The sequence below is a fragment of the Simplicispira sp. 125 genome, from assembly GCF_003096555.1.
Taxonomy (GTDB): domain Bacteria; phylum Pseudomonadota; class Gammaproteobacteria; order Burkholderiales; family Burkholderiaceae_C; genus Simplicispira.
Map to the genome: position 1 here is coordinate 2,964,366 of NZ_QEKM01000001.1, position 23,599 is coordinate 2,987,964.

Annotated in this window: 20 protein-coding genes; 12 read left to right on the forward strand and 8 right to left on the reverse strand. The window is 64.9% G+C overall.

Annotated features, from left to right (window positions below):
• Positions 1-138 precede the first annotated feature (138 nt).
• From C8D04_RS13865 to C8D04_RS13880, 4 genes are all read left to right on the forward strand, one after another.
• A complete protein-coding gene (locus C8D04_RS13865; protein ID WP_116005374.1) occupies positions 139-3,705 on the forward strand; it encodes a TonB-dependent receptor in 3,567 nt (1,188 codons plus the stop codon).
• Positions 3,706-3,718: 13 nt separating this feature from the next.
• Positions 3,719-5,662, forward strand: coding sequence for an adenylate/guanylate cyclase domain-containing protein (locus tag C8D04_RS13870; protein ID WP_243405761.1), 1,944 nt, complete (start codon positions 3,719-3,721; stop codon positions 5,660-5,662).
• Positions 5,663-5,814: 152 nt separating this feature from the next.
• Entirely contained in the window at positions 5,815-6,162 is a 348-nt protein-coding gene (locus C8D04_RS13875; protein ID WP_116006199.1) for an HPF/RaiA family ribosome-associated protein, read from the forward strand.
• A 117-nt stretch (positions 6,163-6,279) separates the two neighbouring features.
• On the forward strand, positions 6,280-6,498 hold the full coding sequence (locus tag C8D04_RS13880) for a SlyX family protein (RefSeq protein WP_116005376.1): 219 nt from the start codon (positions 6,280-6,282) through the stop codon (positions 6,496-6,498).
• A gap of 199 nt (positions 6,499-6,697) precedes the next feature.
• Here the strand turns inward: C8D04_RS13880 and gap are convergent, their stop codons facing one another.
• On the reverse strand, positions 6,698-7,696 hold the full coding sequence (gap, locus tag C8D04_RS13890) for a type I glyceraldehyde-3-phosphate dehydrogenase (protein WP_116005378.1): 999 nt from the start codon (positions 7,694-7,696) through the stop codon (positions 6,698-6,700).
• Between the two features lie 31 nt (positions 7,697-7,727).
• Entirely contained in the window at positions 7,728-9,761 is a 2,034-nt protein-coding gene (tkt, locus tag C8D04_RS13895) for a transketolase (RefSeq protein ID WP_116005379.1), read from the reverse strand.
• Positions 9,762-9,865: 104 nt separating this feature from the next.
• Here tkt and C8D04_RS13900 point away from each other — a divergent pair, with 104 nt between their 5' ends.
• Together C8D04_RS13900 and C8D04_RS13905 are read left to right on the forward strand one after the other, a co-directional pair.
• Positions 9,866-10,657 (forward strand): nucleotidyltransferase family protein, encoded by a 792-nt coding sequence (locus tag C8D04_RS13900; protein WP_233521181.1) that lies wholly within the window; start codon positions 9,866-9,868, stop codon positions 10,655-10,657.
• Positions 10,654-12,051: an aminopeptidase P N-terminal domain-containing protein gene (locus C8D04_RS13905; RefSeq protein ID WP_116005381.1), complete on the forward strand. Its 1,398-nt coding sequence runs from the start codon at positions 10,654-10,656 to the stop codon at positions 12,049-12,051. Before C8D04_RS13900 ends, C8D04_RS13905 begins: the two co-directional genes overlap by 4 nt.
• 8 nt (positions 12,052-12,059) lie before the next feature.
• On the opposite strand, the gene C8D04_RS13910 is transcribed toward C8D04_RS13905, so the two are convergent.
• From C8D04_RS13910 to C8D04_RS13935, 6 genes are all read right to left on the reverse strand, one after another.
• On the reverse strand, positions 12,060-12,647 hold the full coding sequence (locus tag C8D04_RS13910; protein WP_116005382.1) for a hypothetical protein: 588 nt from the start codon (positions 12,645-12,647) through the stop codon (positions 12,060-12,062).
• Positions 12,648-12,825: 178 nt separating this feature from the next.
• A complete protein-coding gene (locus C8D04_RS13915) occupies positions 12,826-13,044 on the reverse strand; it encodes a CsbD family protein (protein ID WP_116005383.1) in 219 nt (72 codons plus the stop codon).
• Positions 13,045-13,242: 198 nt separating this feature from the next.
• Entirely contained in the window at positions 13,243-13,911 is a 669-nt protein-coding gene (locus C8D04_RS13920; RefSeq protein ID WP_116005384.1) for an ABC-type transport auxiliary lipoprotein family protein, read from the reverse strand.
• Positions 13,912-13,913: 2 nt separating this feature from the next.
• Positions 13,914-14,900 carry an MlaD family protein gene (locus C8D04_RS13925; RefSeq protein ID WP_116005385.1) on the reverse strand — a complete coding sequence of 329 codons (987 nt, stop codon included), beginning with the start codon at positions 14,898-14,900 and terminating at the stop codon, positions 13,914-13,916.
• Positions 14,900-15,703: an ATP-binding cassette domain-containing protein gene (locus C8D04_RS13930; protein ID WP_243405762.1), complete on the reverse strand. Its 804-nt coding sequence runs from the start codon at positions 15,701-15,703 to the stop codon at positions 14,900-14,902. Before C8D04_RS13930 ends, C8D04_RS13925 begins: the two co-directional genes overlap by 1 nt.
• A gap of 12 nt (positions 15,704-15,715) precedes the next feature.
• A complete protein-coding gene (locus C8D04_RS13935; RefSeq protein ID WP_116005387.1) occupies positions 15,716-16,840 on the reverse strand; it encodes an ABC transporter permease in 1,125 nt (374 codons plus the stop codon).
• A gap of 215 nt (positions 16,841-17,055) precedes the next feature.
• Here C8D04_RS13935 and C8D04_RS13940 point away from each other — a divergent pair, with 215 nt between their 5' ends.
• The 6 genes from C8D04_RS13940 (at position 17,056) to C8D04_RS13965 (ending at position 23,566) form a co-directional block, all read left to right on the forward strand.
• The gene (locus C8D04_RS13940; protein WP_116005388.1) at positions 17,056-18,729 is read left to right on the forward strand and encodes a GMC family oxidoreductase N-terminal domain-containing protein; all 1,674 of its coding nucleotides are present in this window, start codon (positions 17,056-17,058) and stop codon (positions 18,727-18,729) included.
• A gap of 246 nt (positions 18,730-18,975) precedes the next feature.
• Positions 18,976-19,734 (forward strand): TSUP family transporter, encoded by a 759-nt coding sequence (locus tag C8D04_RS13945; protein WP_116005389.1) that lies wholly within the window; start codon positions 18,976-18,978, stop codon positions 19,732-19,734.
• Positions 19,735-19,910: 176 nt separating this feature from the next.
• Positions 19,911-20,672, forward strand: coding sequence for an ABC transporter substrate-binding protein (locus C8D04_RS13950; protein WP_116005390.1), 762 nt, complete (start codon positions 19,911-19,913; stop codon positions 20,670-20,672).
• A gap of 32 nt (positions 20,673-20,704) precedes the next feature.
• On the forward strand, positions 20,705-21,487 hold the full coding sequence (locus C8D04_RS13955) for an amino acid ABC transporter permease (RefSeq protein ID WP_116005391.1): 783 nt from the start codon (positions 20,705-20,707) through the stop codon (positions 21,485-21,487).
• Positions 21,484-22,227 carry an amino acid ABC transporter ATP-binding protein gene (locus tag C8D04_RS13960; protein WP_116005392.1) on the forward strand — a complete coding sequence of 248 codons (744 nt, stop codon included), beginning with the start codon at positions 21,484-21,486 and terminating at the stop codon, positions 22,225-22,227. The genes C8D04_RS13955 and C8D04_RS13960 overlap by 4 nt, the downstream gene beginning before the upstream one ends.
• Before the next feature lie 52 nt (positions 22,228-22,279).
• Positions 22,280-23,566 (forward strand): DcaP family trimeric outer membrane transporter, encoded by a 1,287-nt coding sequence (locus C8D04_RS13965; RefSeq protein WP_116006200.1) that lies wholly within the window; start codon positions 22,280-22,282, stop codon positions 23,564-23,566.
• Positions 23,567-23,599: the final 33 nt, after the last annotated feature.

Below are 23,599 nucleotides of genomic sequence, written 5' to 3' on the forward strand. Positions count from 1 at the left end.
GACCTGCTTTTCTACTGCGGCATTCGTGATTTTGTGTTGCTTTTCACTCGAAAGCCAACGATGCAGCGCGCGCCGTCCAACGCATAATTTCAGGCGTTACTGGCACGTTACATCTGCCAGGCCCTTGGAGGAGCTCCCATGCGTCTGCCGCTGCCCCATCGTTCCGTTCTTTCCGCGCTGCTGGCGCTGGCCTGGCCCCTGCAGGGTTTGGCGGCCGTGCCGCCCGGCACCGCCGCCGAAATCGTCAGTCTGGAGGGCCTGGGCGACCAGCGCGGCGCCAGCACGTCCGACTGGCGCCCGGCGCGGCGCGCACAGGCGCTGGCACCGGGAGATTTCGTACGCACCCGCGAGGCCGCCCGCATGGCCCTGGTGTTCGCCGATGAAACCCAGTTGCGCCTGCACCAGAACACGGTGCTGCAGGTCAAGACCATCGCCACGGCGGGCCAGCCCGTGACCACGCTGCGCCTGGACGCTGGCCGCGCCTGGACGCAGACACGCCGCCCGGCCGGCAGCCCACTGCAAATGGAGACCCCTGCCGCCACCGCCGCCATCCGGGGCACAGACTGGCACATCAGCGTGGAGCCTGATGGCCGAACCCTGCTGACGGTGCTCTCGGGCACGGTGGACTTCGGCAACGACCAGGGCCGCATTGCTGTCGGCGCCAGTGAAGCAGCCTATGCCGAAGTGGGCAAGGCGCCTCTCAAGCTGCTGCTGAGCCAGCCGCGCGACCGCGTGCAGTGGGTCAATGCCCTGCAGGCCGACCCGGTGCCGCACCTGACGGCCGCGCCGCTGCCTGCGGCGCTCGAGCCCGTGCGCGCCGCGCTGACCGCCCGCGACACCACCGCCGCACGCGCCGCACTGGACCCGGTGCGCGCCAGCACCCCACCACAATGGGTGGCCGCGATGGACGCCGCCATTGCGCTGCAAGCGGGCGAATGGCGGCAAGCCCGCGCACTGCTGGAGCGCCAGTTGCCCCACAAGCCACCGCTGTTGGTGTGGCTGATGCAGTCTGACATGCAGTTGATGGACGGCGAAGGCCAGGCCGCCGTACTGACCCTGCGCGCTGCACTGGCGCAATGGCCCGCCCACCCGGCCCTGCTGGCGCATCTGGCGCGCGCCCAGTTGCTGAGCGACCGCATACCCGAGGCCCAAGCCACCCTGGCTGCCGCGAAGGATGTCAAAGACCCCGAGCTGGCGCTGGCCCGCGCCGCACTCGCACGCCGCCTGGGCGATGCCCCCGCCACGCTGTCGGCCTACACCGATGCGACAGCGCTGGCACCGCAGGACGCCCGCGGCTGGCTGGGCATGGGCAGTGCGCACACCGAACGCGAAAACACGGGCCCGGCCCGCCAGCATCTTCAACACGCGCTGGCGCTGGACCCGCATATCGCAGGTGCACAGGGTGAGCGCGGCACGCTGGAGACCTTTGCCAACCGCTTCGCTGAGGCCGAGGCGGCCTTTGCCAGCGCACTCGAAGACCACCCCGCCGACTACGTGGCGCTCACCGGCCAGGGGCTGCTGCACCTCAAGCAGGGCCAGCCCGAGGCGGCTCTCGACGACTTCCTGCGCGCCGGTGTGATGGAGCCGCGCTACGCCCGCGCCCGCACCTGGACCGCTGTCGCCTACTACCAGCTGGGCCGCCACCAGGACGCCATCACCACACTGCGCCAGGCCAGCGCGCTGGACGATAAAGACCCCCTTGCGTACATGCTGCTGGCGCAGATCCACACCGACCTGTTCCAGCCCGGCGAAGCCGTGCAGGCCGCGCGCGCCGCAGTGGAGCGCATGCCTTATCTCAAGTCGCTCAACCAGCTGGCCAACGACCAGAAAGGCAGCGCCAACCTGGGTGCGTCGCTCGCCTTTTTCGGCATGGAAGACTGGGCGCTGGAGCTTGCACAGCAAAGCTTCTCGCCCTACTGGGGCGCAAGCCACCTGTTTCTGGCCGACCGCTACCCCGGTGAGTTCAACAAAAATTCGGAGCTGTTCCAGGGTTTTCTCACCGACCCGATGGCTTTTGGCGCCAGCCAGCGCTACTCGTCGCTGCTCCAGCAGCCGGGCAGCCACGGGGCGGTCGACGCTTGGCAGGAACAAGAGTTCTACCACCTGAGAGCGCCCTCCATCACACTCAATGGCATGGACAACAGCCAGGTCCCGCTGTCGTGGTTCGTGAAAGCGCAGAAGGCGCAAGGCAGCCGCTTCCCTATCGATGTCGGCGTCACCAACCGACCCGCCTCTTACGACGCTACCGGCTCCGCCGAGGCCGATGCGGGGATATTCACGCTGGGTTTGGGCTTGCAGCCGAGCGAACGGCTCAACTTGTTTGCCTATGCCAACCACACAGACATCCAGTTGCGTGCCCACAATCTGCTGGCCTCGGAGGCCGACAAAACCACGCAGCAAGGCGTGCTGGGCCTGTCGTACCGCTGGAGCCCTACCGAGCAGACCTGGGTCAAGCTGGGCCGCAGCCTCGAAGGCACGCGCATCACGAACTTTCCGACGCTGTTCGAGTTTGCGCCGCTGACGGGTGTTGCCGCCTTTTCGATGAACCCGCGCAAAGCGATGACAGATCTGCAGTTGCGCCACAGCATCGACCCGGAGCCCGGCACGCGCTGGAGCATCGCGTTGGAGCATGTGAGGGAGAAACAGGCCAGCGAGAGCCTGGGGGTGGGCATGCTGAGCACCGTTTCCGACGGGCGGACCTTCTCGGACACCTTGTACTTCGGCGGCGTGAATGCCATCGACCGCCGCTACACCGGCATCACCCTGGACGGTCAGCAGCAGCTGACACCCACATTGCGGATGGACGGCGCTTTGGCGCTGCAGCAGATTCGCCAGAACGTGGACGGTGCAAGCATTCTGCGATTGGCAACCTCGGGGGTTCAAAACATCGAAACGGCCGAGCGCCACGACACCAGGCACGTGCTCAGCCCACGCCTGGGCACCGTGCTGCAACCAACGCCTGGCACAACGCTGCGCCTGGCCTACCAGGACTGGCTGCGCCCCTTGAGCGTTTCCACGCTGACGCGGGTCGAGACGGCAGGTATCGCCGTGGAAGACCGGTTGGTCGAAGCTGGCGGGCGCCACAAGCGCCTGGTGGCGCAGTGGAGCCAGGAGTTGGGCAGCAACAGTTTTTTGAGCGCACGCGCCGACCATCTGCGCGTGCGCAACCCCGGCTCGCTGGGGGTGGACCTGCGCACGCCCAGCCTGCCGTTTCTGGAAGAAATGCGCAACGCCCAGCTCGTCAACCTCTCCAGCACCGATGTGCTGGAAGACACGCCCACCTACTACGCGGGCACGCTCAAGGCGCTGGCACTCGGTGCGAGCCACATGGTGAACCATCGCTGGTCGGTCTATGGCAAGTACCACTACCAGCACAGCGATTCCGAATACGAATCGATCGCGGCGCCCACGGTGGCGAACTCGTACGCCATTCCCTACATCCCGCGCCACACGCTCGTGCTGGGCACTACCTGGGCCAGCAGCGCACGGGTGTACCTCAGCGGCCGCGCGGTGTACCGTTCTGAGCGCTTTGAAGACCAGGCCAACCTCACGCGCCGGCCGCCGGGCTGGAGTCTGGACTTGGTGGGGTACTGGGAATCGACCGACAAGCACTGGATGATTGGTGTGGGCGCGCTCAACCTGTTCGGCCCCAAATCCGCACGCCAGAAGTCCCGCTACGTACTCGATGCGCGCTACCGGTTCTAAGCGCCTTGCGCTTTTGCTTGGCGCAGCTGTGCTGGCGCTGATGCTGGTGGGCGCCGCGTCGCTCAGTCGCCCTTGGCATGCGCTGGAGTTCAAAACCTTCGACCTCTGGACCGCACTGGCGGCCCCGCACCGCAGCGCGCTGCCCGTGGTGGTTCTGGCGATCGACGAGCCCACATTCCAGGAGGTGCAACAAAGCTGGCCGTTCCCGCGCAGCTTGCATGCGCGTGTGCTCGACCGCCTGCGCGACGACGGCGCCCTTGCCGTGGGCTTTGACGTGGTGTTTGCCGACCCCGGCGCGCCTGACCAGGACGCGGCATTCGCTCAGTCGCTCGCGGCGGCCACGGCAGCGGGCTTGCCGGTGGTGCTGGCCTCGACACGCGAAAAGGTGGAAAGCGCCAGCGCAACGCTGTGGACCGAGGTACTGCCGCTGGCGGCATTGCGCGACGCCGGGGCCCAGCATGGCGATGCCGGGGTGCAGCCCGACGACGACTTCGTCGTGCGCCGCATGCCACAGGACAAAGGCAGCTTTTCCGCCACGCTGGCTGGTACTGCGGCGCTGCATGCCATGGCAGCGCCACCTGCTGAATTCATTGCCTACCGTGGACCGCGCGGCACCTTCGACACGCGCTCGTATTACCAGGCACTGGAGCCGGGTCTGCTGCCACAAGGTTTCTTTCACGGCAAGGTGGTGCTGATTGGCCGCTCCACCCTCACGGCCAGCGATTTGCAGCACAGCCAGGCCGACCTTTTCAATTCGCCCTTTGCTGCACTGGGCGGCGAGCGCCTCTTTCCTGGCGTGGAACTGCAGGCGACCCTGCTCGACAACCTGGTCAGCGGCGACGGGTTGCGGCTGGTGCCCGAAGCAGGGTCGCTGGCGCTGGTGCTGCTGGCGCTCGCCCTGCTGCTGCCTGCCAGTCTGCGCTGGCACCCCAGTGCGGTCGGGTTGCTGGCGGCAGGGCTCGTTGGCGGCATGGCCCTGCTGTCATGGCTGCTGTTTCTCAAGGCGGAGCGCTGGCTGGCGCCGCTGCTGCCGATGGCGGCGACGGTGGCAATGTATGGCGCTACGACCCTGGTGGGCTATGCCAGCACACGCCAGCAGGCACGCCAGATGCGCGCCATGTTCTCGCAATACGTCCCGCCCGAAGTGGTCTCGCGCCTGATCGCCCAGCCCGAGCTGCTGCGCCTGGGCGGCGAGGCACGCGAGGTCACGCTGCTGTTTACCGACCTGGCGGGCTTCACGACGCTTTCCGAACACTTGAGCGCAGAGCAAACCGTGGAGGTGCTTACGCTCTACTTCAATGCCATGACGCCCATCGTGCACGCCAGCGGCGGCACCGTGGACAAGTTCATCGGCGACGCGGTCATGGCCTTCTGGGGCGCACCACTGCCCGACCCGCAGCATGCCGAGCATGCAGTGCGCGCCGCCATTGCCATGCAGCAGGCCATGCAGTCACTGGCGGCCGCGCTGCAGGCACGCGGACTGCCCCGCATCGCCATGCGCATTGGCGTGCACACCGGCCGTGTGGTGGTGGGCAATGTGGGTTCGGCGCAGCGTTTTTCCTACACGGCCATTGGCGATGCGGTGAACCTGGCCGCTCGGCTCGAAGGCGCCAACAAGGCGTTCGGCACGGGCATCCTGCTCTCGGGCGACACGGCGGCGCTGCTGCCCTCCAACTTGGCGCTGCGCCCGCTGGACGACGTGGTCGTCAAAGGCAAGACAGTGCCTGTGCGCGTGTTCACGCCCTGCGATGACGCTGCGGTCTGCCGCCATGCGCAGGCGGCCCTCGACGCCTTCCATGCCCGCGCGTGGGACGAGGCGCAAAGCCACCTGCAAGCGCTGCTGGCGCGCTGCCCGGACGATGCTGCCGCACTGCGCCTGCAGAGTCGGGTGGAAGAAGCCCGCACCCTGGCACCCGGTGCGCCCTGGTCCGCTGCGGTGGCCCTGGACAAGCTGTGAACCACCCTGGCGCTGACGCTGCGTGCCCCACCGCTCCTCCTGGACATTGACCCGACTCAAGTTCACGCCTGCCATTGCAGGCATGATGTAGCCATTGTCCGATCCCGTTTTCATGCTGGCACCCCGTGTCGGCCCATGCCAAAGGAGAATCCATGCAAGTACAAGTGCACACCGACAACAAGATCCAAGGCGGCGAATCCCTGGCCCACTGGATCCAGGAAGAGGCCACGACCCGCCTGGGCCGGTTCCGTGACGTCATCACCCGCGTAGAAGTTTTCCTCTCGGATGTGGATGGCGGCAAATCGGGCGCCAACGACAAGCGCTGTCGCCTCGAAGCCCGCCCCGCCGGTCGCCAGCCAGTGACCGTCACAGCCGACGCCGACAAAGTGGCCGACGCTTTCACGGGTGCGGCAGAGAAGTTGGTGCGCGCACTTGAGCATGACCTGGGCCGCGTAAAAGACCGCAACGGCCGCGAGACCATCCGCACCCAGGACGAGTAAACAGATGCGCCGGTCGTGTGGGACTGCACGGCCGGTTTTGCTCCTTTTTCAGGAGCTTATAGCGCTTAACCAGCAAGCGTTTCAGCCTATTTTTCTTATAAATCCCGTCTTCACCGGATGACATCCCCCCACGACATCGACCAGCGCCTGACCGCGTTGGAAATCAAGGCCAGCTACAGCGAAGACCTGCTCGACCAGTTGAACCTGACCATCTACCGACAGCAACAGCAGATAGACCGCTTGTTGCAAGAGCTCGCCTACCTGCGCCAGCAAATGCCCGAGTCGAGCGATGGCGCGCCGCGCAACCTGCGCGACGAGTTGCCCCCGCACTACTGAACCCGAACGGCACACCTGCGTACGCCCCCAGTAATTCCATTTCCATATCAAACGTGCACTTTGTCGGCTTCGCTTGCCGTACGCCTGTACTGTCTGCGCTTCGCCTTCGCGTTCACGCTTGATCTAGAAATGGAATAAAAAGGCCGGCCAACCCTTGCGGGTTGGTCGGCCTTTTTGTGCGCCAGAGCGCAGCAGCAGATTACTTGGAAATCACGCGCACCATTTCCAGGCACTTGTTCGAATAACCCCACTCGTTGTCGTACCAGGCCACCACCTTGAGGAAAGTGGTGTCCAGGGCGATACCGGCTTCGGAGTCGAACACGCTGGTGCAGCTCTCCCCACGGAAGTCGGTGGCGACCACCTTGTCGGCGGTGTAGCCCAGCACGCCTTTGAGCGCGCCTTCGGACTGTGCCTTCATTTCAGCGCAGATCTCGGCGTAGGTCGCGGGCTTGTCCAGCTCCACGGTCAGATCCACCACCGACACGTCGGAGGTGGGCACGCGGAAGGACATGCCGGTCAGCTTCTTGTTGAGCTCAGGAATCACCACACCCACGGCCTTGGCGGCGCCGGTGGAGCTGGGGATGATGTTTTCCAGAATGCCGCGGCCACCGCGCCAGTCTTTGTTGGATGGGCCGTCCACGGTCTTCTGCGTGGCGGTGGCGGCGTGCACGGTGGTCATCAGGCCGCGCTTGATACCCCATTTATCATGAAGCACCTTGGCCACGGGGGCCAGGCAGTTGGTGGTGCACGAGGCGTTGGAGACGATGGCCTGGCCAGCGTACTGGGCATGGTTCACGCCGAACACGAACATCGGCGTGTCGTCCTTGGAGGGGGCAGACATCAGCACCTTCTTGGCACCGGCGGCCAGGTGCTTCTCGGCGCTGGCCTTGTCCAGGAACAGACCGGTGGCTTCGACCACGATGTCGGCACCCACTTCGTTCCACTTCAGGTTGGCGGGGTCGCGCTCCTGCGTCAGGCGAATTTTCTTGCCGTTGACGATCAGGGTGTTGCCCTCGACCGAGACTTCGCCCTTGAAGCGGCCATGCACGCTGTCGTACTTGAGCATATAGGCCAGGTAGTCGGGCTCGAGCAGGTCGTTGATACCCACGACTTCAATGTCAGAGAAGTTCTGCACTGCTGCGCGGAACACCATGCGGCCGATGCGGCCGAAGCCGTTGATGCCAATCTTGATCGTCATAGCTCTATCTCTCCAAGGTTGATTGCCAAAATTACTTGCGCTTGAGCACCGCTTGCACGGTGGCTGCCACGTTCTCTTCGGTGAAGCCGAAATGCTGGAACAACACCGGCGCCGGGGCCGACTCGCCGTAGGTGTCGATACCCACCACGGCGGCGCAGCCGTACTTCCACCAGCCGTCCGTCACACCCATTTCCACGGCGATGCGCGGAATGCCTGTGGGCAGCACGGCTTTCTTGTATTTGACCTCTTCGCGGTCGAACGTGGTGGTACTGGGCATGGAGACCACACGCACGGCGATCTTTTTGGCCGCCAGCAGGCGCTGCGCCTTGAGGGCCAGCTGCACCTCGGAGCCTGTCGCGATGAGGATGGCCTGGGGTTTTTTCTTCAGGCCGACGTCTTGCGGCTCGGACAGCACATAGGCGCCGCGCGAGATGTCGCCCAGTTCTCGTTTGGGCAGGTAGGGCAGGTTCTGACGGGAAAGCAAGAGTGCCGTGGGCTTGTCGCGGTTGGACAGGGCCACGCTCCAGGCCACGGCGGTTTCGGCCGTGTCGCCGGGGCGCCAGACATCCAGGTTGGGGATCAGGCGCAGGCTGGCGGCATGCTCGACCGACTGGTGCGTGGGGCCGTCTTCACCCAGGCCGATGGAGTCGTGCGTGAACACATGCACCACACGCTGCTTCATCAGCGCGGCCATGCGGATGGCGTTGCGGCTGTAGTCGCTAAAGGTCAGAAAGGTGCCGCCGTAAGGGATGAAGCCGCCGTGCAGCGCGATGCCATTCATGATGGCGGCCATGCCGAATTCGCGCACGCCGTAGTTGATGTGGCGGCCGCCAACGCCGTTTTCGTTCTTCACCACCTGGCCCTGCATGTCGAAGCGCAGATTGGGCGTGCTCTTGGTGTTGGTGAGGTTGGAACCCGTCAGGTCGGCACTGCCGCCCAGCAGCTCGGGCAAAGCGGCAGTGAAGGCTTCGAGCGCGAGCTGGCTGGCCTTGCGGCTGGCCACGGTTTCGCCCTTGGTGTGGGCCTGCACCACGGTATCCACCGCCACCTGGGCGAACTGCTTGGGCAGATCGCCGTTCATGCGGCGCGTGAACTCGGCCGCCAGTTCAGGGAAGGCGGCCTGGTAGGCGGCGAAACGCTCGTTCCAGGCCTGTTCGGCTGCCAGGCCCGTGGCGCGCGCGTTCCAGTCGGCGTACACCTCGTCGGGCACGGTAAAGGGCGCAGAGTTCCAGCCCAGCGCTTCGCGCGTCAGGGCGATTTCCTCGGCGCCCAGCGGCTCGCCGTGGGCCTTGGCGGTGTTCACACGGTTGGGCGAACCCTGGCCGATGTGTGTCTTGCAGATGATGAGCGAGGGGCGCTCGGTTTGCTGGTGCGCTTCGGCAATGGCGGCGGACACTTTTTCGGCATCGTGCCCGTCGACCGGACCGATCACATTCCAGCCGCAGGCCACGAAGCGCAGCGCGGTGTTGTCGATGAACCAGGGCTGTACCTGGCCATCGATGCTGATACCGTTGTCGTCGTACAGCGCGATCAGCTTGTTCAGCTTCCAGGCGCCGGCCAGGGCCACGGCCTCGTGGCTGATGCCTTCCATCAGGCAACCGTCACCCATGAAGGTGTAGGTGTGGTGGTCCACCACGGCATGGCCTTCGCGGTTGAACTCGGCCGCCAGCAGCTTCTCGGCCAGCGCCATGCCCACGGCATTGGTCAGGCCCTGGCCCAGCGGGCCCGTCGTGGTTTCCACACCGGGGGTGACGCCCACTTCGGGGTGACCAGCGGTCTTGCTGTGCAGTTGGCGGAAGTTCTTCAACTCCTTCATGGGCAGGTCGTAGCCCGTGAGGTGCAGGAGCGCGTACAGCAGCATGGAGGCGTGACCATTGGAGAGCACGAAACGGTCGCGGTTGGCCCAGTGCGGGTTGGCCGGGTTGTGCTGCAGGTGCTGGCCCCACAGCGCCACGGCCATGTCCGCCATGCCCATGGGGGCACCGGGATGGCCGGAATTGGCTTGTTGAACGGCGTCCATTGCGAGTGCGCGGATTGCATTCGCCATCTGTTGAGAATTGGCCATGTGGGGCGGTTCCGGTCAGGGAGAGGAGGGAAAACCCGAGATTTTAGCGGTGTGCCCAAAAGGCCGCGTCCGATGCGCCTGCATCGATGCACTACAGTGCTGCGATGAACGGCGCCACACCTCCCTTGTCCGCGACCCCACAGCCTGCGGCTTTGCTACTGGCCGCCGGTCGTGGAGAGCGCATGCGGCCCCTGACCGATACCACGCCAAAGCCCCTTCTGGCCGTGCAAGGCAGGCCGTTGCTGGAGTGGCACTTGCAGGCCCTGGCCCAGGCCGGCGTGCCGCGTGTGGTCATCAATACGGCCTGGCTGGGCGAGCAGATCAGCGACTATTTTCAAGATCATTTTGATCTACAGGGCACACCCAAAAAGCGCAACGCGCTATCGATTTCATACTCGCACGAAGGACGCGATTTTGGCGGTGCGCTGGAGACGGCGGGCGGCATTGCGCGTGCATTGCCGCTGCTGAGCAACATGTTCTGGCTGGCCGCAGGCGACGTCTATGCGCCCGACTTCCGCTTCGACGCTGCAGCCGCCAACACGTTTGCCGCCAGCAGCATGCTGGCCCACCTGTGGTTGGTGCCCAACCCGGCGCACAACGCGCGCGGTGACTTCGGCCTCTCGCCCGAAGGCCTGGCGTTGAACCTGGCGCCCGGCGACCCTGCGCACCGCTACACCTACAGCACCATCGCACTGCTGCGCGCTGAACTGTTCGCGCCGCCCTGGTGTGATATTCCCCCTGGCAACCCCCAGGGTGTCAAAGCCCCTCTGGCCCCGCTGCTGCGTAGTGCCATGGACAATGGCCGCGTCAGCGCGCAGCTCTACACCGGTCGATGGACGGATGTAGGCACCCCCGAGCGGCTGGCTGAACTCAACACAATCGCCCCTGCGCCATGACCCTGACCGTGCCCCATTCCGTCTACGCCGAACGCCGCGCGCGCCTGGCCGCCCAACTGGGCACCGATGGCATCGCCATCGTCCCCACCGCACCCGAGCGCATGCGCAACCGCGACAGCGATTTTCTGTACCGCCACGACAGCTACTTCTACTACCTCACGGGCTTTACAGAGCCCGGCGCCTGCCTGGTACTGGCGCAGGACGGCAAGAGCACGCTGTTCTGCAATCCCAAGGACCCTGAGCGCGAGATCTGGGACGGCTACCGCCTCGGACCGGACGCCGCCGTACCCGCGCTGGGCATCGATGCAGCGTATTCCGCGGTCGAACTGGACCAGCGCCTGCCGCGCATGCTGGAGAACCGCGCCTGCGTCTGGTACCCGTTTGCCACGCACTCGGGCCTGGCGGCACGTGTGGACAGCTGGTTGACGCCGGTGCGTGCCCGTGTGCGCTACGGCGCGCTCTGCCCGGCGCGGCAGGCTGATTTGTGCCTGCTGCTGGACGAGATGCGCCTAGTGAAAGATGCGCACGAGCTGGCCCTGATGCGCCACGCCAGCGACATCAGCGCCGCCGCCCACATTCGCGCCATGCGGCGCTGCGCCCGCATGCTGCGGGCAGGCGAGAACATGCGCGAGTACCACCTCGATGCCGAACTGCTGCACGCATTTCGTGACCAAGGCTCGCAAGCCCCCGCGTACGGCTCCATCGTCGCTGCCGGGGCGAATGCCTGCGTGCTGCACTACCGCGCCGACAAGGCGCCCGTGCGCGATGGCGAGCTGGTGCTGATCGACGCAGGCTGTGAGTTCGATGGCTACGCCAGCGACATCACACGCACCTTTCCGGCCAACGGGCGTTTCACCGGGCCGCAGCGCGCGCTGTACGAACTGGTGCTGGCCAGCCAGGAAGCCGCCGTGGCGGCAACACGCGCGGGCGCGCGCTTCAACGCGCCGCACGAGGCCACGGTGGCGGTGCTGGCGCAAGGCCTGCTGGACCTGGGCCTGCTGGACAAGCGCCAGCATGGCACGGCGCAGGATGTGATCGAGCGCCGCGCCTACTTCCAATTCTATATGCACCGCACCAGCCACTGGCTGGGCATGGACGTGCACGACTGCGGCAGCTACGTGGAGCCGTCAGAGGTGGGCCAGACCAGCGAGCGCCGCGACCCGCTGTCGGGTGAAATCATCGTGGACCGCCCCAGCCGCATCCTGCGCACAGGCATGGTGCTGACCATCGAACCCGGCTTGTATGTACGCCCGGCGCCCGGCGTGCCCGAGGCCTTCCACCACCTGGGCATCCGCATCGAAGACGATGCCGTCGTACAGCAGGAGGGCTGTGAGCTGATCACGCGCGGCGTGCCGGTGCAGCCCGACGCGATCGAAGCGCTGATGCGCGACTGATTTCTGGCTTAACCGCTCGCGGGGCCGTAGACGCGCCGCGCATCCTCCAGGCACTGGGGCCGGGCATCGTCGGCCACTGCTTTACAGCGCTCACGGGCAACCTCGTAGTCCAATGCTCGGCGTTCAACGGCCGCCTTTTTGCGGGCTGCCGCCACGGCGGCGTCTCGAGCGGCAGGCGTGTTGGCCATCTGCGTTTCGAGGCGCGCAATGTTGGCGTCTTCGAGAGCGCGCACATGCAAGGCCTTGGCGTCCTTCTTGCACACCTTGCGGGCCTGGCCTGGGCGTTCGTTGCATTTTTCCTGGTTCACCGCGTAGGCCACGTCAGCGCGCACCACGGTGGCCTGGTAATCGGCGTTGTTGCTGGGCGCCAAACGCGCCTGCAGGTCGGCCAGCGCGATCTTCTTGCGCCCCTGGGCCTCCTTCATGCACACGTTCCGGGCATTTGCGTCCAAGGTCTTGCAGTGTTTGTATTGGGCTTTGTAGTCGGCGCTGGCCTGCACCTTGGCCGCGTTGAACCCGGCCCTGTCCATGGCCATCCCGGTGTTGGCTGCGAAGCCGGCAGCGGCCAGAACCAGCCAGGTGCGTGCGAAGCTCATGGTGCAACTCTCCAGAAGATCAAAAAAACGGCACGACACACCGTGCCATGCCGTAAGGCCCGCAGGCCCTTGTATCGTCATTCTGTTTCCAAATCATTCGTGTCTAGGCGCGAAGCCGCAGACAGTGCTGTGCGCGGCAAGGCGAAGCAACAACGACACGGATGGTTTAGAAATGGAATCAGTCGTTGAAACGGAATTCAGGGTGGCGTGCTTGCCACTCCTTGAGCTGCTTCTCGGCGGCGTCGCGCACCAGTCCATGGCGCTCCTGGAGCTTGCCGATGAACTGCTCGCGACGGCCTGCAATCACGTCCAGATCGTCGTTGGTTAGCTTGCCCCATTGCTCCTGGACCTTGCCGGTAAATTGCTTCCAGTTGCCTTTGATACGGTCTTCATTCATGGTGTGTTTCCTCTGTCGATTCACTTGTGCCGTCCCCGCACCGTGCTGGGGACTATTGCAAGAAGCGATGGGGAAACTGTAGGCCACGGAGCGCGCGCCAGGCGTAGGCCAGGCCACGCACTGCGCGTCGGTGCGGGACTACGCCGGTAGGAACACACTGGCGACTCGCAAAGGGGAAACACAGCGTCGGCGCGGTGCTCAGCGCCCAGCTTGCTCCAGCCACTCGGCCACTTCGCGCGCCACTTGTTCGGTGGCCTGCGCCAGCGCCTGCGTGCCGCCCTGGGCATCCGGACGGGTGGCAGGCTGGCGCACGATGAACAGGCGCTGCGCCAGCAGGTTCTCCCCCAGGGCCGAGGGCTGGGTCAGCGTGGCGCGCAGGCGCACCAGGCCATCACTGTGCTGTGCGCTGGCAAACACCTGGCTGAACTCTTCGAGCTCCACCCGTAGCACCGCTGGCGGCTGGCCGTTGGCACGTGCGCCGGCCAGTGCCCCCGCCATGCCGATGACGGTGCGGCGCTGGCCCAGCCGGGCCTGCAGGCTCTGGCGCACCAGCTGGATGGGCGGCTGACTCCAGCGGGCGGCCTGGTAGGGGCGCAATTGCTGGGCATCCGCGTAGGCCAGGCGATAGTGCACGGCGGTGCTGCCCTCGGGCAGCCCGGCACTGTCCACCGTGGCCAGCGCCAGGGGCGGCAGTGCGGCCTGTGGCTGCGCGGGGGCAGGTTCTTGCAAGCCCGGGCCAAAGTCGTACAGCACCGGGCGTTCAGGCGCCGCAGGCAGGGCCGAGCATCCCGCCAAAACAATCAAAGAAAAAACGGCTGTAACGCCCGTCCACAAAGCGCTGTTAGCTATTAATTTAGGAGCATTCATGCTTATTGTCCTGCGGGCTGGGCCAGGGGTGGGGTAAAGCCGGTCTCGCCCGGCCCAGGCTGTCCCCGGCCCGGACCGTACAAAAAGCCCTGCGGGTTGTCGCTCACGCCCGCGGCGGCCCGCCCAACCATGCGCGCAGCGCGCGACGTCTCGTCGGCAGCACGCTCCATGCGGGGCAGGGTGGTGGCGCCAAAACGATCCACGGCCTGTGCCAACGATTGGGCGCTGCGGCTGGCCTGGTCGATGGCCCCTTCGGGGGCATTCAGCCGTTGCGCGGTCCGGTCGATTTCGGTCGCCATGGCAGCCACCTGGTTACCGGCCTTCTGCAGCGATTGCAGCGCCAGACTGGCGTCGTGCGCCAGCGGGGGCAGCGCAGCCAGGGCCGGATCAAGGCGCTGCACCACGGTGCGGTCGAGCCGCTGGCTCAGGGTGTTGACGCTGCCAGCCACCTGGCCGATGTTGGCCAGGGCCTCACGCAGCAGGCGCTGGTTGTCTTCGGCCAGCAGCAGGTTGATGCGCTTGGTGGCCTCCTGCACCTGGCTCAAAATGGCGGGACCTTGTTCGGACAACTGGCTGAAGGGCGAGTTGCGCAGGGGCAGGCGGGGCAGGCCGCTGGGGCCCGGGGGCAGGGGCGGGTAATTTTCGCCAGCATCGTCCAGCAGCACATACGCCAGACCGGTGACGCCTTGGTAGCCCAACACGGCAAAGGTGGTTGGGGCAATGGGTGCATCGACGCTCACCGCGATGCGGATCAGCACGTTGCCGCTGGTCTGATCGTCAAAACCAATGTGCGTGACCTTGCCTACGGAAACGCCCTTGTAGCGCACCGCAGCCTGCGGCTGAAGACCGCTGACACCGTCGCTGCTGGAGAGCTCATAGGTCTGGTAGCGGCCACTGTCCCGGGTCAGCCAGACGGCCAGGCCAATGACCATGGCTGTGACAACCAACACAAAAATGCCTGCGGCGAATGCATGTGACTTGTTTTCCATCAGCGCTCCTTGACGGCGTTGGGAGGGGCCATGGCGCGGCGTCCGCGCTCGCCCTGGAAGAATTGCTGCACAAAGGGGTGATCGAAATTCACCACCTCTTGCGGGGATGCAGAAACAATGACCTTCTTGTCGGCCAGTACGGCCACGCGCGAGGCCAGGGCAAACAGGGTGTCCAGATCGTGCGTGACCATCACCATGGTCACGCCCAGCGCGGCGTGCAGTTCACGCACCAGCGCACAGAATTCGTCAGCGCCATTGGGGTCGAGGCCGGCGGTGGGCTCATCGAGCAGCAGCAGCGGCGGGTCCATGATGAGCGCGCGCGCCAGGGCCACGCGCTTGATCATGCCCCCCGAAAGATCGGCCGGCATGCGCGTGGCATGCTCGGGCTTGAGGCCGACCATCTGCAGCTTGACCATGGCGGCATCGCGCACCAGATCGGCGGGCAGCGTGCCCAGCTCCTTGAGGGCAAAAGCAATGTTGTCCAGCACGTTGAAGGCCGAATACAGCGCGCCATGCTGGAACAGCATACCCACGCGGCTGGCAGCGCCCTCGCCGCCCATTTCATCGGCCGGGCGGCCCAGCACCGTGACGCTACCGCGCGCCGGGTGCAGCAGGCCCAGCATCTGGCGCAGCAACACCGTCTTGCCGGTGCCCGAGCCGCCCACCAGCGCAAGCATCTCGCCGCGGTTCACGGTCAGGCTCAGATCCTGGTGCACGGCAAAGGCTTCGCTGCCCTTGCCAAAGACGGACCACAGCCCCTCAATGCGGACCACGGCTTCGGCGGCGGGGGTGGATGGCAGCACGTCGCTCATGTCTCAAAAGCCCACATTTTTGAAGGCCACGGCAAACAACGCATCCACGATGATGACCATGGTGATCGAGGTAACCACCGAGGCCGTCGTGCCTTCGCCCAGGCTCTGCGTATCGGGCTTGACGCGCAGCCCCCAGTGGCAGCCGATGAGGGCAATCAGCGTGCCAAACACGACCGATTTGGACAACGCCAGCGTGAGGTTGCCGAACCCGACGGCCAGCGGTAGCGCATGAATGAAATAAGCGGGCGAGATCCCCATGGCCACATCGGCGGCCAGCATGCCGCCCGCCAGCGCCGACAAGGTGGTCCACACACTGATCAGCGGCATGGCCAGCGCCAGCGCCAGCGCACGCGGCAGCACCAGCCGGAAACCCTGGGGAATGCCCATGACGCGCATGGCGTCGAGCTCCTCGGTCACGCGCATCACCCCGATCTGCGCCGTAATGGCCGAACCTGAACGGCCCGCCACCAAAATGGCGGCCAGCATGGGCCCCAACTCGCGGATCAGCGAGATGCCCAGAATATTGACGATGAACGCCTCGGCACCGTACTGGCGCAACTGCAGGGACATAAGATAGGCCAGCACCACACCAATCAAAAAACCTACCAGCGCCGTAATGGGCAGCGCCGTGGCCCCCATGCGGAACAGGTGCCCGGACACATCACGCCAGGGCGCGCGGCGCGGTGCACGCAACAGGCGCAGGCTGTCGAGCAGCATCTGCCCCACCAGCAGCAGCAAGTGGCGGGCATGGTCCACGCCGTGCAGCACCTGCAGACCCAGGCGATCCACCTGGTCGAGCAACCGCCAGGGTTCAGGCTCGGGGGCCTCCGTGCTGTAGCGCGCGACCCGCTCCAGCATGGTGCGCTGGCCCTCGTCCAGCGCCAGCCGCTGGGGCCAGGCTCGGCCCCAGTGGTTCCAAAGCAATTGCGCGCCCACGTGGTCCAGCCACTGCAAACCACGCAGGTCCCATCCCAGTGGCGCCTGTGCGGGCAGGTCCTTCAACTGGGCTTGCAATACCCGCCATTGCGTGCGTGCGCCCAGCTCCGCAGCCCCCCAGCGCCCACGCAGCAAAGCGCACGGCCCTTCGGGCGTGTCGGTGCGAACGATGTGCGGAGCGCTGTCGGACATGGAGCAGGAGGTTACGGTATGCAGGCAGGTCACGGCCACCCCGCGGTGGGCGGCGACGTGAAACCACCGCGCTGGAGTATCATTAAAAACAGCTTCTAGCGCAATACTGGTTTGCGTTAATTGCTACTATTTTAATAGCTTGATTGCTCTGTGTTGCGCCTACGCCGCACTCCCATGGCACGATAGCCGCAGGAACGCCCCACACCAAAGACACCATGAGCGACACGACCTTCGACTACATCATCATCGGCGGCGGCACGGCGGGCGCCTTGCTGTGCAACCGCCTGAGCGCCCGCGGCAACCGGCGCGTGCTGCTCGTCGAAGCGGGCCGCAAAGACGACTACCACTGGATCCACATCCCCGTGGGCTACCTGTATTGCATCGGCAACCCGCGCACCGACTGGATGTACCAGACCGAGCCCGATGCCGGACTCAATGGCCGCAGCCTGCGCTACCCGCGCGGCAAGACGCTGGGCGGCTGCAGCAGCATCAACGGCATGATCTACATGCGGGGCCAGGCGCGCGACTACGACCAGTGGGCCCGCCTCACGGGCGATGACAGCTGGTGCTGGGACCAGGTGCTGCCGGACTTCCGTCGCCACGAAGACCATTGGCGCCTGGACAAGGCCGGCGATGCCTCTCCTGCGTTTGCACGCCTGCATGGCAACAAATCCCACGGCAGCACAGGCGAATGGCGCGTGGAGCGCCAGCGCCTGCGCTGGGACGTGCTGGACGCCTTTGCCCATGCCGCGCAGCAGGCCGGCATACCCGCCACCGACGACTTCAACGGCGGCACCAACGAAGGCGTGGGCTATTTCGAGGTCAACCAGAAAAAGGGCTGGCGCTGGAACACCGCCAAGGCTTTCCTGCGCCCCACCTGCTACGGTCGTGCCAACTTCGAAATGTGGACCAGCGCGCAGGCCGCGCGCCTCATCGTGGCACCCCAAAGCGATGGCAGCCGCCGCTGCACGGGCGTGCAAGTCTGGACCGGCAAAGAGATGGTGACCGCACATGCCCGCTGCGAAGTGGTGCTGAGCGCGGGCGCCGTTAACTCGCCACAGTTGCTGCAGCTCTCGGGCATCGGCCCGGCAGCGCTGCTGCGCGAGCACGGTGTGGACGTGGTGCACGACCTGCCCGGCGTGGGGGCGAATCTGCAAGACCACCTGCAGATCCGCTCGGTCTACAAAGTGCAAAGCGTCAAGACCCTGAACACCCTGGCAAGCACGCTGACCGGCAAGGCCCTGATCGGCCTGGAATACGCCCTCAAGCGCAGTGGTCCCATGAGCATGGCGCCCTCGCAACTCGGCGCCTTCACGCGCAGCAGCGCCGGCCAAGCCCACGCAAACATCGAATACCACGTCCAGCCCCTCTCGCTGGATGCGTTTGGCGAACCGCTGCACAACTTCCCTGCTTTCACCGCCAGCGTGTGCAACCTGAACCCGACCAGCCGGGGCACGGTGCAGATCAAAAGCGGCCGTTTCGAGGACGCCCCGGCCATCGCGCCCAACTATCTGAGCACCCCCGAAGACCGCCAGGTGGCCGCTGACAGCCTGCGCGTGACGCGCCGTATCGTTGCGCAGCCGGCCCTGGCCCGCTACCAACCCGAAGAATTCAAGCCGGGCGTGCAATTCCAGACCGATGAAGACCTCACGCGCCTGGCGGGCGACATTGCCACCACCATCTTCCACCCCGTGGGCACCACGAAGATGGGGCAGGACAGTGACCCGATGGCCGTGCTCGATGCACGCATGCGCGTGCGCGGCATCCAGGGACTGCGCGTGGTGGATGCGGGCGCCATGCCCACCATCACCAGTGGCAACACCAACTCCCCCACGCTGATGATGGCCGAGAAGGCCGCCACCTGGATTGAGGCCGACCATCCTGGCTAAAGACGGGGCGACGATTCGTGAAACGAGGGCGGGAAATCCCCAATGCCCCTCAGGGGCATGCACCGTTACAGTGCATGCACTCGACAGCGCACCCCGGTGTGCCAAGCGGGGGGCCGGGGAGACAACCTACAGCCACAACCATCTTCAAAGTGCCCGATGAGGCGCAGTTTTTTATAAACGCTGGCATGTCCAGCGTTTTTTTTCGCTCGCCCATGCCCTTGCAAGGCGGATGCGACAATCCCCCGCATGGAATGGATACTGGTTTCGCTGGCCTCGTTGCTCGCCGGCTTTGTGGATGCGATCGTAGGCGGCGGCGGCCTGATTCTGCTGCCGGCATTGTTCGCCACCTTTCCGAGCGCGCCCCCTGCGACGTTGCTGGGAACAAACAAAAGCGCCTCGATCTGGGGAACGGCGATGGCCACCTGGCAATACAGCCGCCGGGTGCAAATCCACTGGCAGGCCATGCTGCCCGCCGCGCTGGCCGGCTTCGTCGGCGCCTTCGCCGGTGCCTGGGCCGTCACCGTTCTCTCACCCGATTTCCTGCGCAAGCTCCTGCCCCTGGTGCTGCTGGCCGTGCTGGCGTACACGCTGGCCAAGAAAGACCTGGGACGCCACCATGTCCCGCGTTTCGCAGAAAACGCCGAATGGATAGCCGCCTGCGCGATTGGCCTGAGCGTAGGTTTTTACGACGGCTTCTTCGGCCCGGGCACCGGTAGCTTCTTCGTATTCCTGTTCGTGCGCTGGCTGGGCTACGACTTTCTGAATGCCTCGGCATCGGCCAAGCTGCTCAATGTGTCCACGAATATCGCGGCACTGATCCTCTTCACGTACAAAGGCCATGTCTGGTGGCATTTCGCACTTCCGCTGGCGGTGGCCAATGTGGTGGGCAGCGTGCTCGGGACACACATGGCACTCAAACACGGCACCGGTTTCGTGCGCTGGATTTTCATTTTTGTGGTCAGCATTCTGATCCTCAAAACCGGCTACGACGCCTTTCTGCGTTGACGCCATAAGGGTTGTCCTTAATAGGCATCCCTGCAAAGCCCCCCTCTATAATCGCGGCAGCTCAAAGACATGGCGCCGCAACAATCCTTGTGACGCCATGTGATTTTTTCTGGTTCCGGCCTTGCTACCAGCAGGCCGGATTTTTTGTACCTGAACCACCCCCGACAGGACACAAGATGAAGTTGCTCAAGCTCGTTGCCTCCGCTGTGGCGCTGTGCGCCGTTTTCTCTGCCCAGGCGCGCACCCTCGACGAAATCAAAAAAGACGGCAAGATCCTCATTGCCACCGAAGGGCAATTCGCACCCTTCAACTTCTTCAACGGCACCACGCTGACCGGTTTCGAGGTCGATTTGGCCGAGCTCGTCGCCAAGAAAATGGGCGTCACCATCCAATGGAAGACCCTGGGCTTTGACGCCCTGCTCACCGGCTTGCGGCAGGACCGCTGGGATCTGGTGATTGCCTCGCACGGCATTACCGATGAGCGCGCCAAGGCCGTCACGTTCACCGAGCCGCACTACTGCTCGGGCGGCATGATCATCGCCATGGACCCGGCCATTCGCACCGCCAAGGACCTGGCAGGCAAGGTGGTGGCGGTACAGACCGGCACCAGCTATCTCGAAAATGTGCAGAAAGTTTCTGCCATCAAGGAGATGAAGAACTTCCCGACCGACGTGGATGCGCGCAGCGCACTCAACTCCAAGCGCGTGGATGCCTGGGTCACCGACCGTTTCGTGGCCAAGGCCGTCGTGGAAAAGAACCCGAATGCCGGCTTCAAGCTGGGTGACATGCTGTTCATCGAGCGCATTGCCGCCGCCGTGGCCAAGGGCAACCAATCGCTGGCGCAGGGCTGGTCCAAAGCCCTGGCCGAGACCATGGCCGACGGTAGCTACACCCAGCTTTCCAAAAAGTACTTCAACGAAGACGTGCGCTGCAACTGAGCGCGGGCAATCGCCCTTTCTGACGGTTTCTCATGCTCATCGCCCTTTGGCCGCACCACTGGAGCCGCCAGCAGCGCAGCAATGCCACGCTGGTCAGTGCTCTGGTGCTGATGGTGTTCGCTCTGGCCCTTCTGGGCCAGCTTCTGTCGTTCCTGCCCGAGCCCATTGGCCCGAATGCACAAGCCTTTTCTGCAGGGGCCCGCACCACGCTGTGGCTCACGCTGATCAGCGGTAGCGTCGGACTGGTGCTGGGCACATCCGCTGCGCTGGCACGCACCGCTCGCTGGGCTGCGCTGCGCTGGGTGGCCAGCTTCTACATCTGGGCCATTCGCGGTACGCCGCTGCTGGTGCAGATCCTGTTTGTCTATTTCGCCCTGCCAGTGCTCGTCCCCGGCCTGAACCTGCCTGATTTTGCAGCGGCCGTGGTGGCATTGGCCCTGAACGTAGGCGCCTACAACGCCGAAGCCATACGGGCCGGGTTGCTGGCCGTGCCCCGGGGCCAGACCGAGGCCGCACGCGCTCTGGGCCTGGGCCGTACGCATGTGTTCTTTGACGTTGTTTTCCCCCAGGCCTTCAAGATTGCGTTGCCACCCCTGGTGAGCAATTTCGTGGCCTTGCTCAAGGATTCCTCGCTAGCGTATGCCATTGGCGTAGTGGAGTTGACCAATGTGGGCAACCGCATCCAGTCGGCCACCTTCCAGCCCATTGCCACGCTCACCACGGTGGCAGTGACCTACCTGCTGCTGACCACATTGGTGACGCAAATCTCCAACGCCATTGAATACCGCTTCGACGTGGAAGGGCGCAACCAATGAGCGCGTTCAGCCCTTACATCGTGGCCGACCGGGTCTGCAAATCATTCGGCGCGCACCAGGTGCTGCGTGATGTGTCCACGCACTTCAACACCGGCGAGGTCACGGTCATCATCGGCGCCTCGGGCTCGGGCAAGAGCACGCTGCTGCGCGCCATCAACCGGCTCGAACCGCACGACAGCGGCACCATCACCATCGATGGCGTGGCCGTCACGGACGACCCGAACACCTTGCAGCGCCAGCGCAGCGAAGTCGGCATGGTGTTCCAGCAGTTCAACCTGTTTGGCCACCTGAGCGTGCTCGACAACATCACTCTGGCGCCTCGTCGCATTCGCCACACCAAACGCACCCAGGCCAACGAAGAAGCCATGGTGCTGCTGCGCCGGGTGGGCCTGCAAGAGCATGCGTACAAGTACCCCTGGCAATTGTCGGGGGGTCAGCAGCAGCGCGTGGCCATTGCCCGCGCGCTCGCCATGGCACCCAAAGTGATGCTGTTCGACGAACCCACGTCGGCCCTCGACCCCGAAATGGTGCAGGAAGTGCTGGACGTGATGCGTGAATTGGCCCGTGGCGGAATGACCATGATCGTGGTCACGCACGAGATGGGTTTTGCCCGCGAAGTGGCTGACCGCGTGCTCTTTTTCGACCAGGGCTGTATCGCACATGACGCCCCACCCGCCGATTTTTTCAACGACCCGGGCAACGACCGCATCCGGGCCTTCATTGGCCGCATGGGCGCCTGAGATCCAGAGCCCACCGCCTTCGCAACACCCCCAAAAACCCAACGGAGTGACCATGAAACTGACCCCCGCATTCGTGACCCTGCTGGCCGCTGGCCTGTGCAGCCTGCCCCCGGGCGCCCTGGCCCAGTCCGCCAAGGATTTTGAAGAGCTGCGCAACGAGCTCAAAGCCTTGCGCGCCGAACTCAACCAGATGAAGACCCAGCAGTCCCAGGCACCCGCCGCTTCGGCATCGGGCTGGAACGACCGCATCGACGCGGTCGAACTCAAGCAGAAAGATGCCGTGGTACTGGGCGACATTCCCGGCAGCTTCCGTCTGCCGGGCAGCGAAACCTCTATCCGCGTCTACGGCTTTGCCGAAGCCAATCTGATCAAGGACTTCAAGGGCACAGCGCCTGGCGACAACTTCTCCAACCTGATGGAGCAGCCCCTGGGCAAAAGCGAAAACGGCAAGACCGTGCTGACCGGTCAAACCTCGCGCTTTGGTTTTGAGACATCGACCCCCATGGCCAACGGCGCCTTCAACACCAAGATCGAGGCCGACTTCTACGGCTACTGTGGAGCAGAGTGCAACCGCAACCGCCTGCGCCTGCGCCACGCCTATGGCGAGTACGCGGGCTGGCTGATCGGCCAGACCTGGTCCACCTTCATGGATCTGGACAATCTGCCCGAGACCGTGGACTTCAATGGCCCGCCCGGCGCCACCTCACGCCGCCCGGTACAGGTGCGCTACACCTACAACAACCCCAGCGTAGCGAAGTTCCAGTTTGCTGTGGAAGACCCCTCCGACGGCGCGCACTCGCCCAATCTCATTGCACGCATTGACAAGGCCTACGACTGGGGCAGCATGAGTGTCCGCGCACTCTCGCACGAACAACGCATGGACGGCGTGAGCAAGCGCGGCCTGGGTTTTGGCCTGTCGGGCTCCTACAAGCTCACCGGAACCACCACGCTGATGGCGCAGTACACCCTGATGGACGGCGACAACGATGGTGCCTACCTGGTCGGCGCCAACTATCCCGTGGTGGATGGCAACACGCTGCGCCTGGACCGGGCCCAGGGCGTGGTCCTGGGTCTGGGCAATGTATTCAGCGAGCAGTTGCGCGGCACCCTGTCCATGGGCTGGGTGAAGTCCCGCCGCAAACTGGGTGACGATTACGTAAATGCGTACGGCTCGGAAGGCAACCTCAAGTTGTTCCAGTGGCATGCCGGGCTGTATTACACGCCCATCAAGAACGTGGAACTGGGCGGTGAATTGCTGGGTGGCCGGCGCACCACCTTTGCCAATGAAACGGGCCGCATGACACGCCTGAACCTGCAGGCGCGTTACCTCTTCAACTGATCTTCCTGGCACCCCTCACGAAGCTGGCCGGGC

What these genes read in the sequence shown, in the direction of transcription:
- C8D04_RS13865 (WP_116005374.1), top strand. Translation starts at nt 139, where the DNA reads ATGCGTCTGCCGCTGCCCCATCGTTCCGTTCTTTCCGCGCTGCTGGCG.
- C8D04_RS13905 (WP_116005381.1), top strand. Translation starts at nt 10,654, where the DNA reads ATGACCCTGACCGTGCCCCATTCCGTCTACGCCGAACGCCGCGCGCGC.
- C8D04_RS13920 (WP_116005384.1), bottom strand. Translation starts at nt 13,911, where the DNA reads ATGAATGCTCCTAAATTAATAGCTAACAGCGCTTTGTGGACGGGCGTT.
- C8D04_RS13960 (WP_116005392.1), top strand. Translation starts at nt 21,484, where the DNA reads ATGAGCGCGTTCAGCCCTTACATCGTGGCCGACCGGGTCTGCAAATCA.
- tkt (WP_116005379.1), bottom strand. Translation starts at nt 9,761, where the DNA reads ATGGCCAATTCTCAACAGATGGCGAATGCAATCCGCGCACTCGCAATG.
- C8D04_RS13915 (WP_116005383.1), bottom strand. Translation starts at nt 13,044, where the DNA reads ATGAATGAAGACCGTATCAAAGGCAACTGGAAGCAATTTACCGGCAAG.
- C8D04_RS13900 (WP_233521181.1), top strand. Translation starts at nt 9,866, where the DNA reads ATGAACGGCGCCACACCTCCCTTGTCCGCGACCCCACAGCCTGCGGCT.
- C8D04_RS13875 (WP_116006199.1), top strand. Translation starts at nt 5,815, where the DNA reads ATGCAAGTACAAGTGCACACCGACAACAAGATCCAAGGCGGCGAATCC.
- C8D04_RS13940 (WP_116005388.1), top strand. Translation starts at nt 17,056, where the DNA reads ATGAGCGACACGACCTTCGACTACATCATCATCGGCGGCGGCACGGCG.
- C8D04_RS13935 (WP_116005387.1), bottom strand. Translation starts at nt 16,840, where the DNA reads ATGTCCGACAGCGCTCCGCACATCGTTCGCACCGACACGCCCGAAGGG.
- C8D04_RS13925 (WP_116005385.1), bottom strand. Translation starts at nt 14,900, where the DNA reads ATGGAAAACAAGTCACATGCATTCGCCGCAGGCATTTTTGTGTTGGTT.
- C8D04_RS13950 (WP_116005390.1), top strand. Translation starts at nt 19,911, where the DNA reads ATGAAGTTGCTCAAGCTCGTTGCCTCCGCTGTGGCGCTGTGCGCCGTT.
- gap (WP_116005378.1), bottom strand. Translation starts at nt 7,696, where the DNA reads ATGACGATCAAGATTGGCATCAACGGCTTCGGCCGCATCGGCCGCATG.
- C8D04_RS13945 (WP_116005389.1), top strand. Translation starts at nt 18,976, where the DNA reads ATGGAATGGATACTGGTTTCGCTGGCCTCGTTGCTCGCCGGCTTTGTG.
- C8D04_RS13880 (WP_116005376.1), top strand. Translation starts at nt 6,280, where the DNA reads ATGACATCCCCCCACGACATCGACCAGCGCCTGACCGCGTTGGAAATC.
- C8D04_RS13910 (WP_116005382.1), bottom strand. Translation starts at nt 12,647, where the DNA reads ATGAGCTTCGCACGCACCTGGCTGGTTCTGGCCGCTGCCGGCTTCGCA.
- C8D04_RS13955 (WP_116005391.1), top strand. Translation starts at nt 20,705, where the DNA reads ATGCTCATCGCCCTTTGGCCGCACCACTGGAGCCGCCAGCAGCGCAGC.
- C8D04_RS13965 (WP_116006200.1), top strand. Translation starts at nt 22,280, where the DNA reads ATGAAACTGACCCCCGCATTCGTGACCCTGCTGGCCGCTGGCCTGTGC.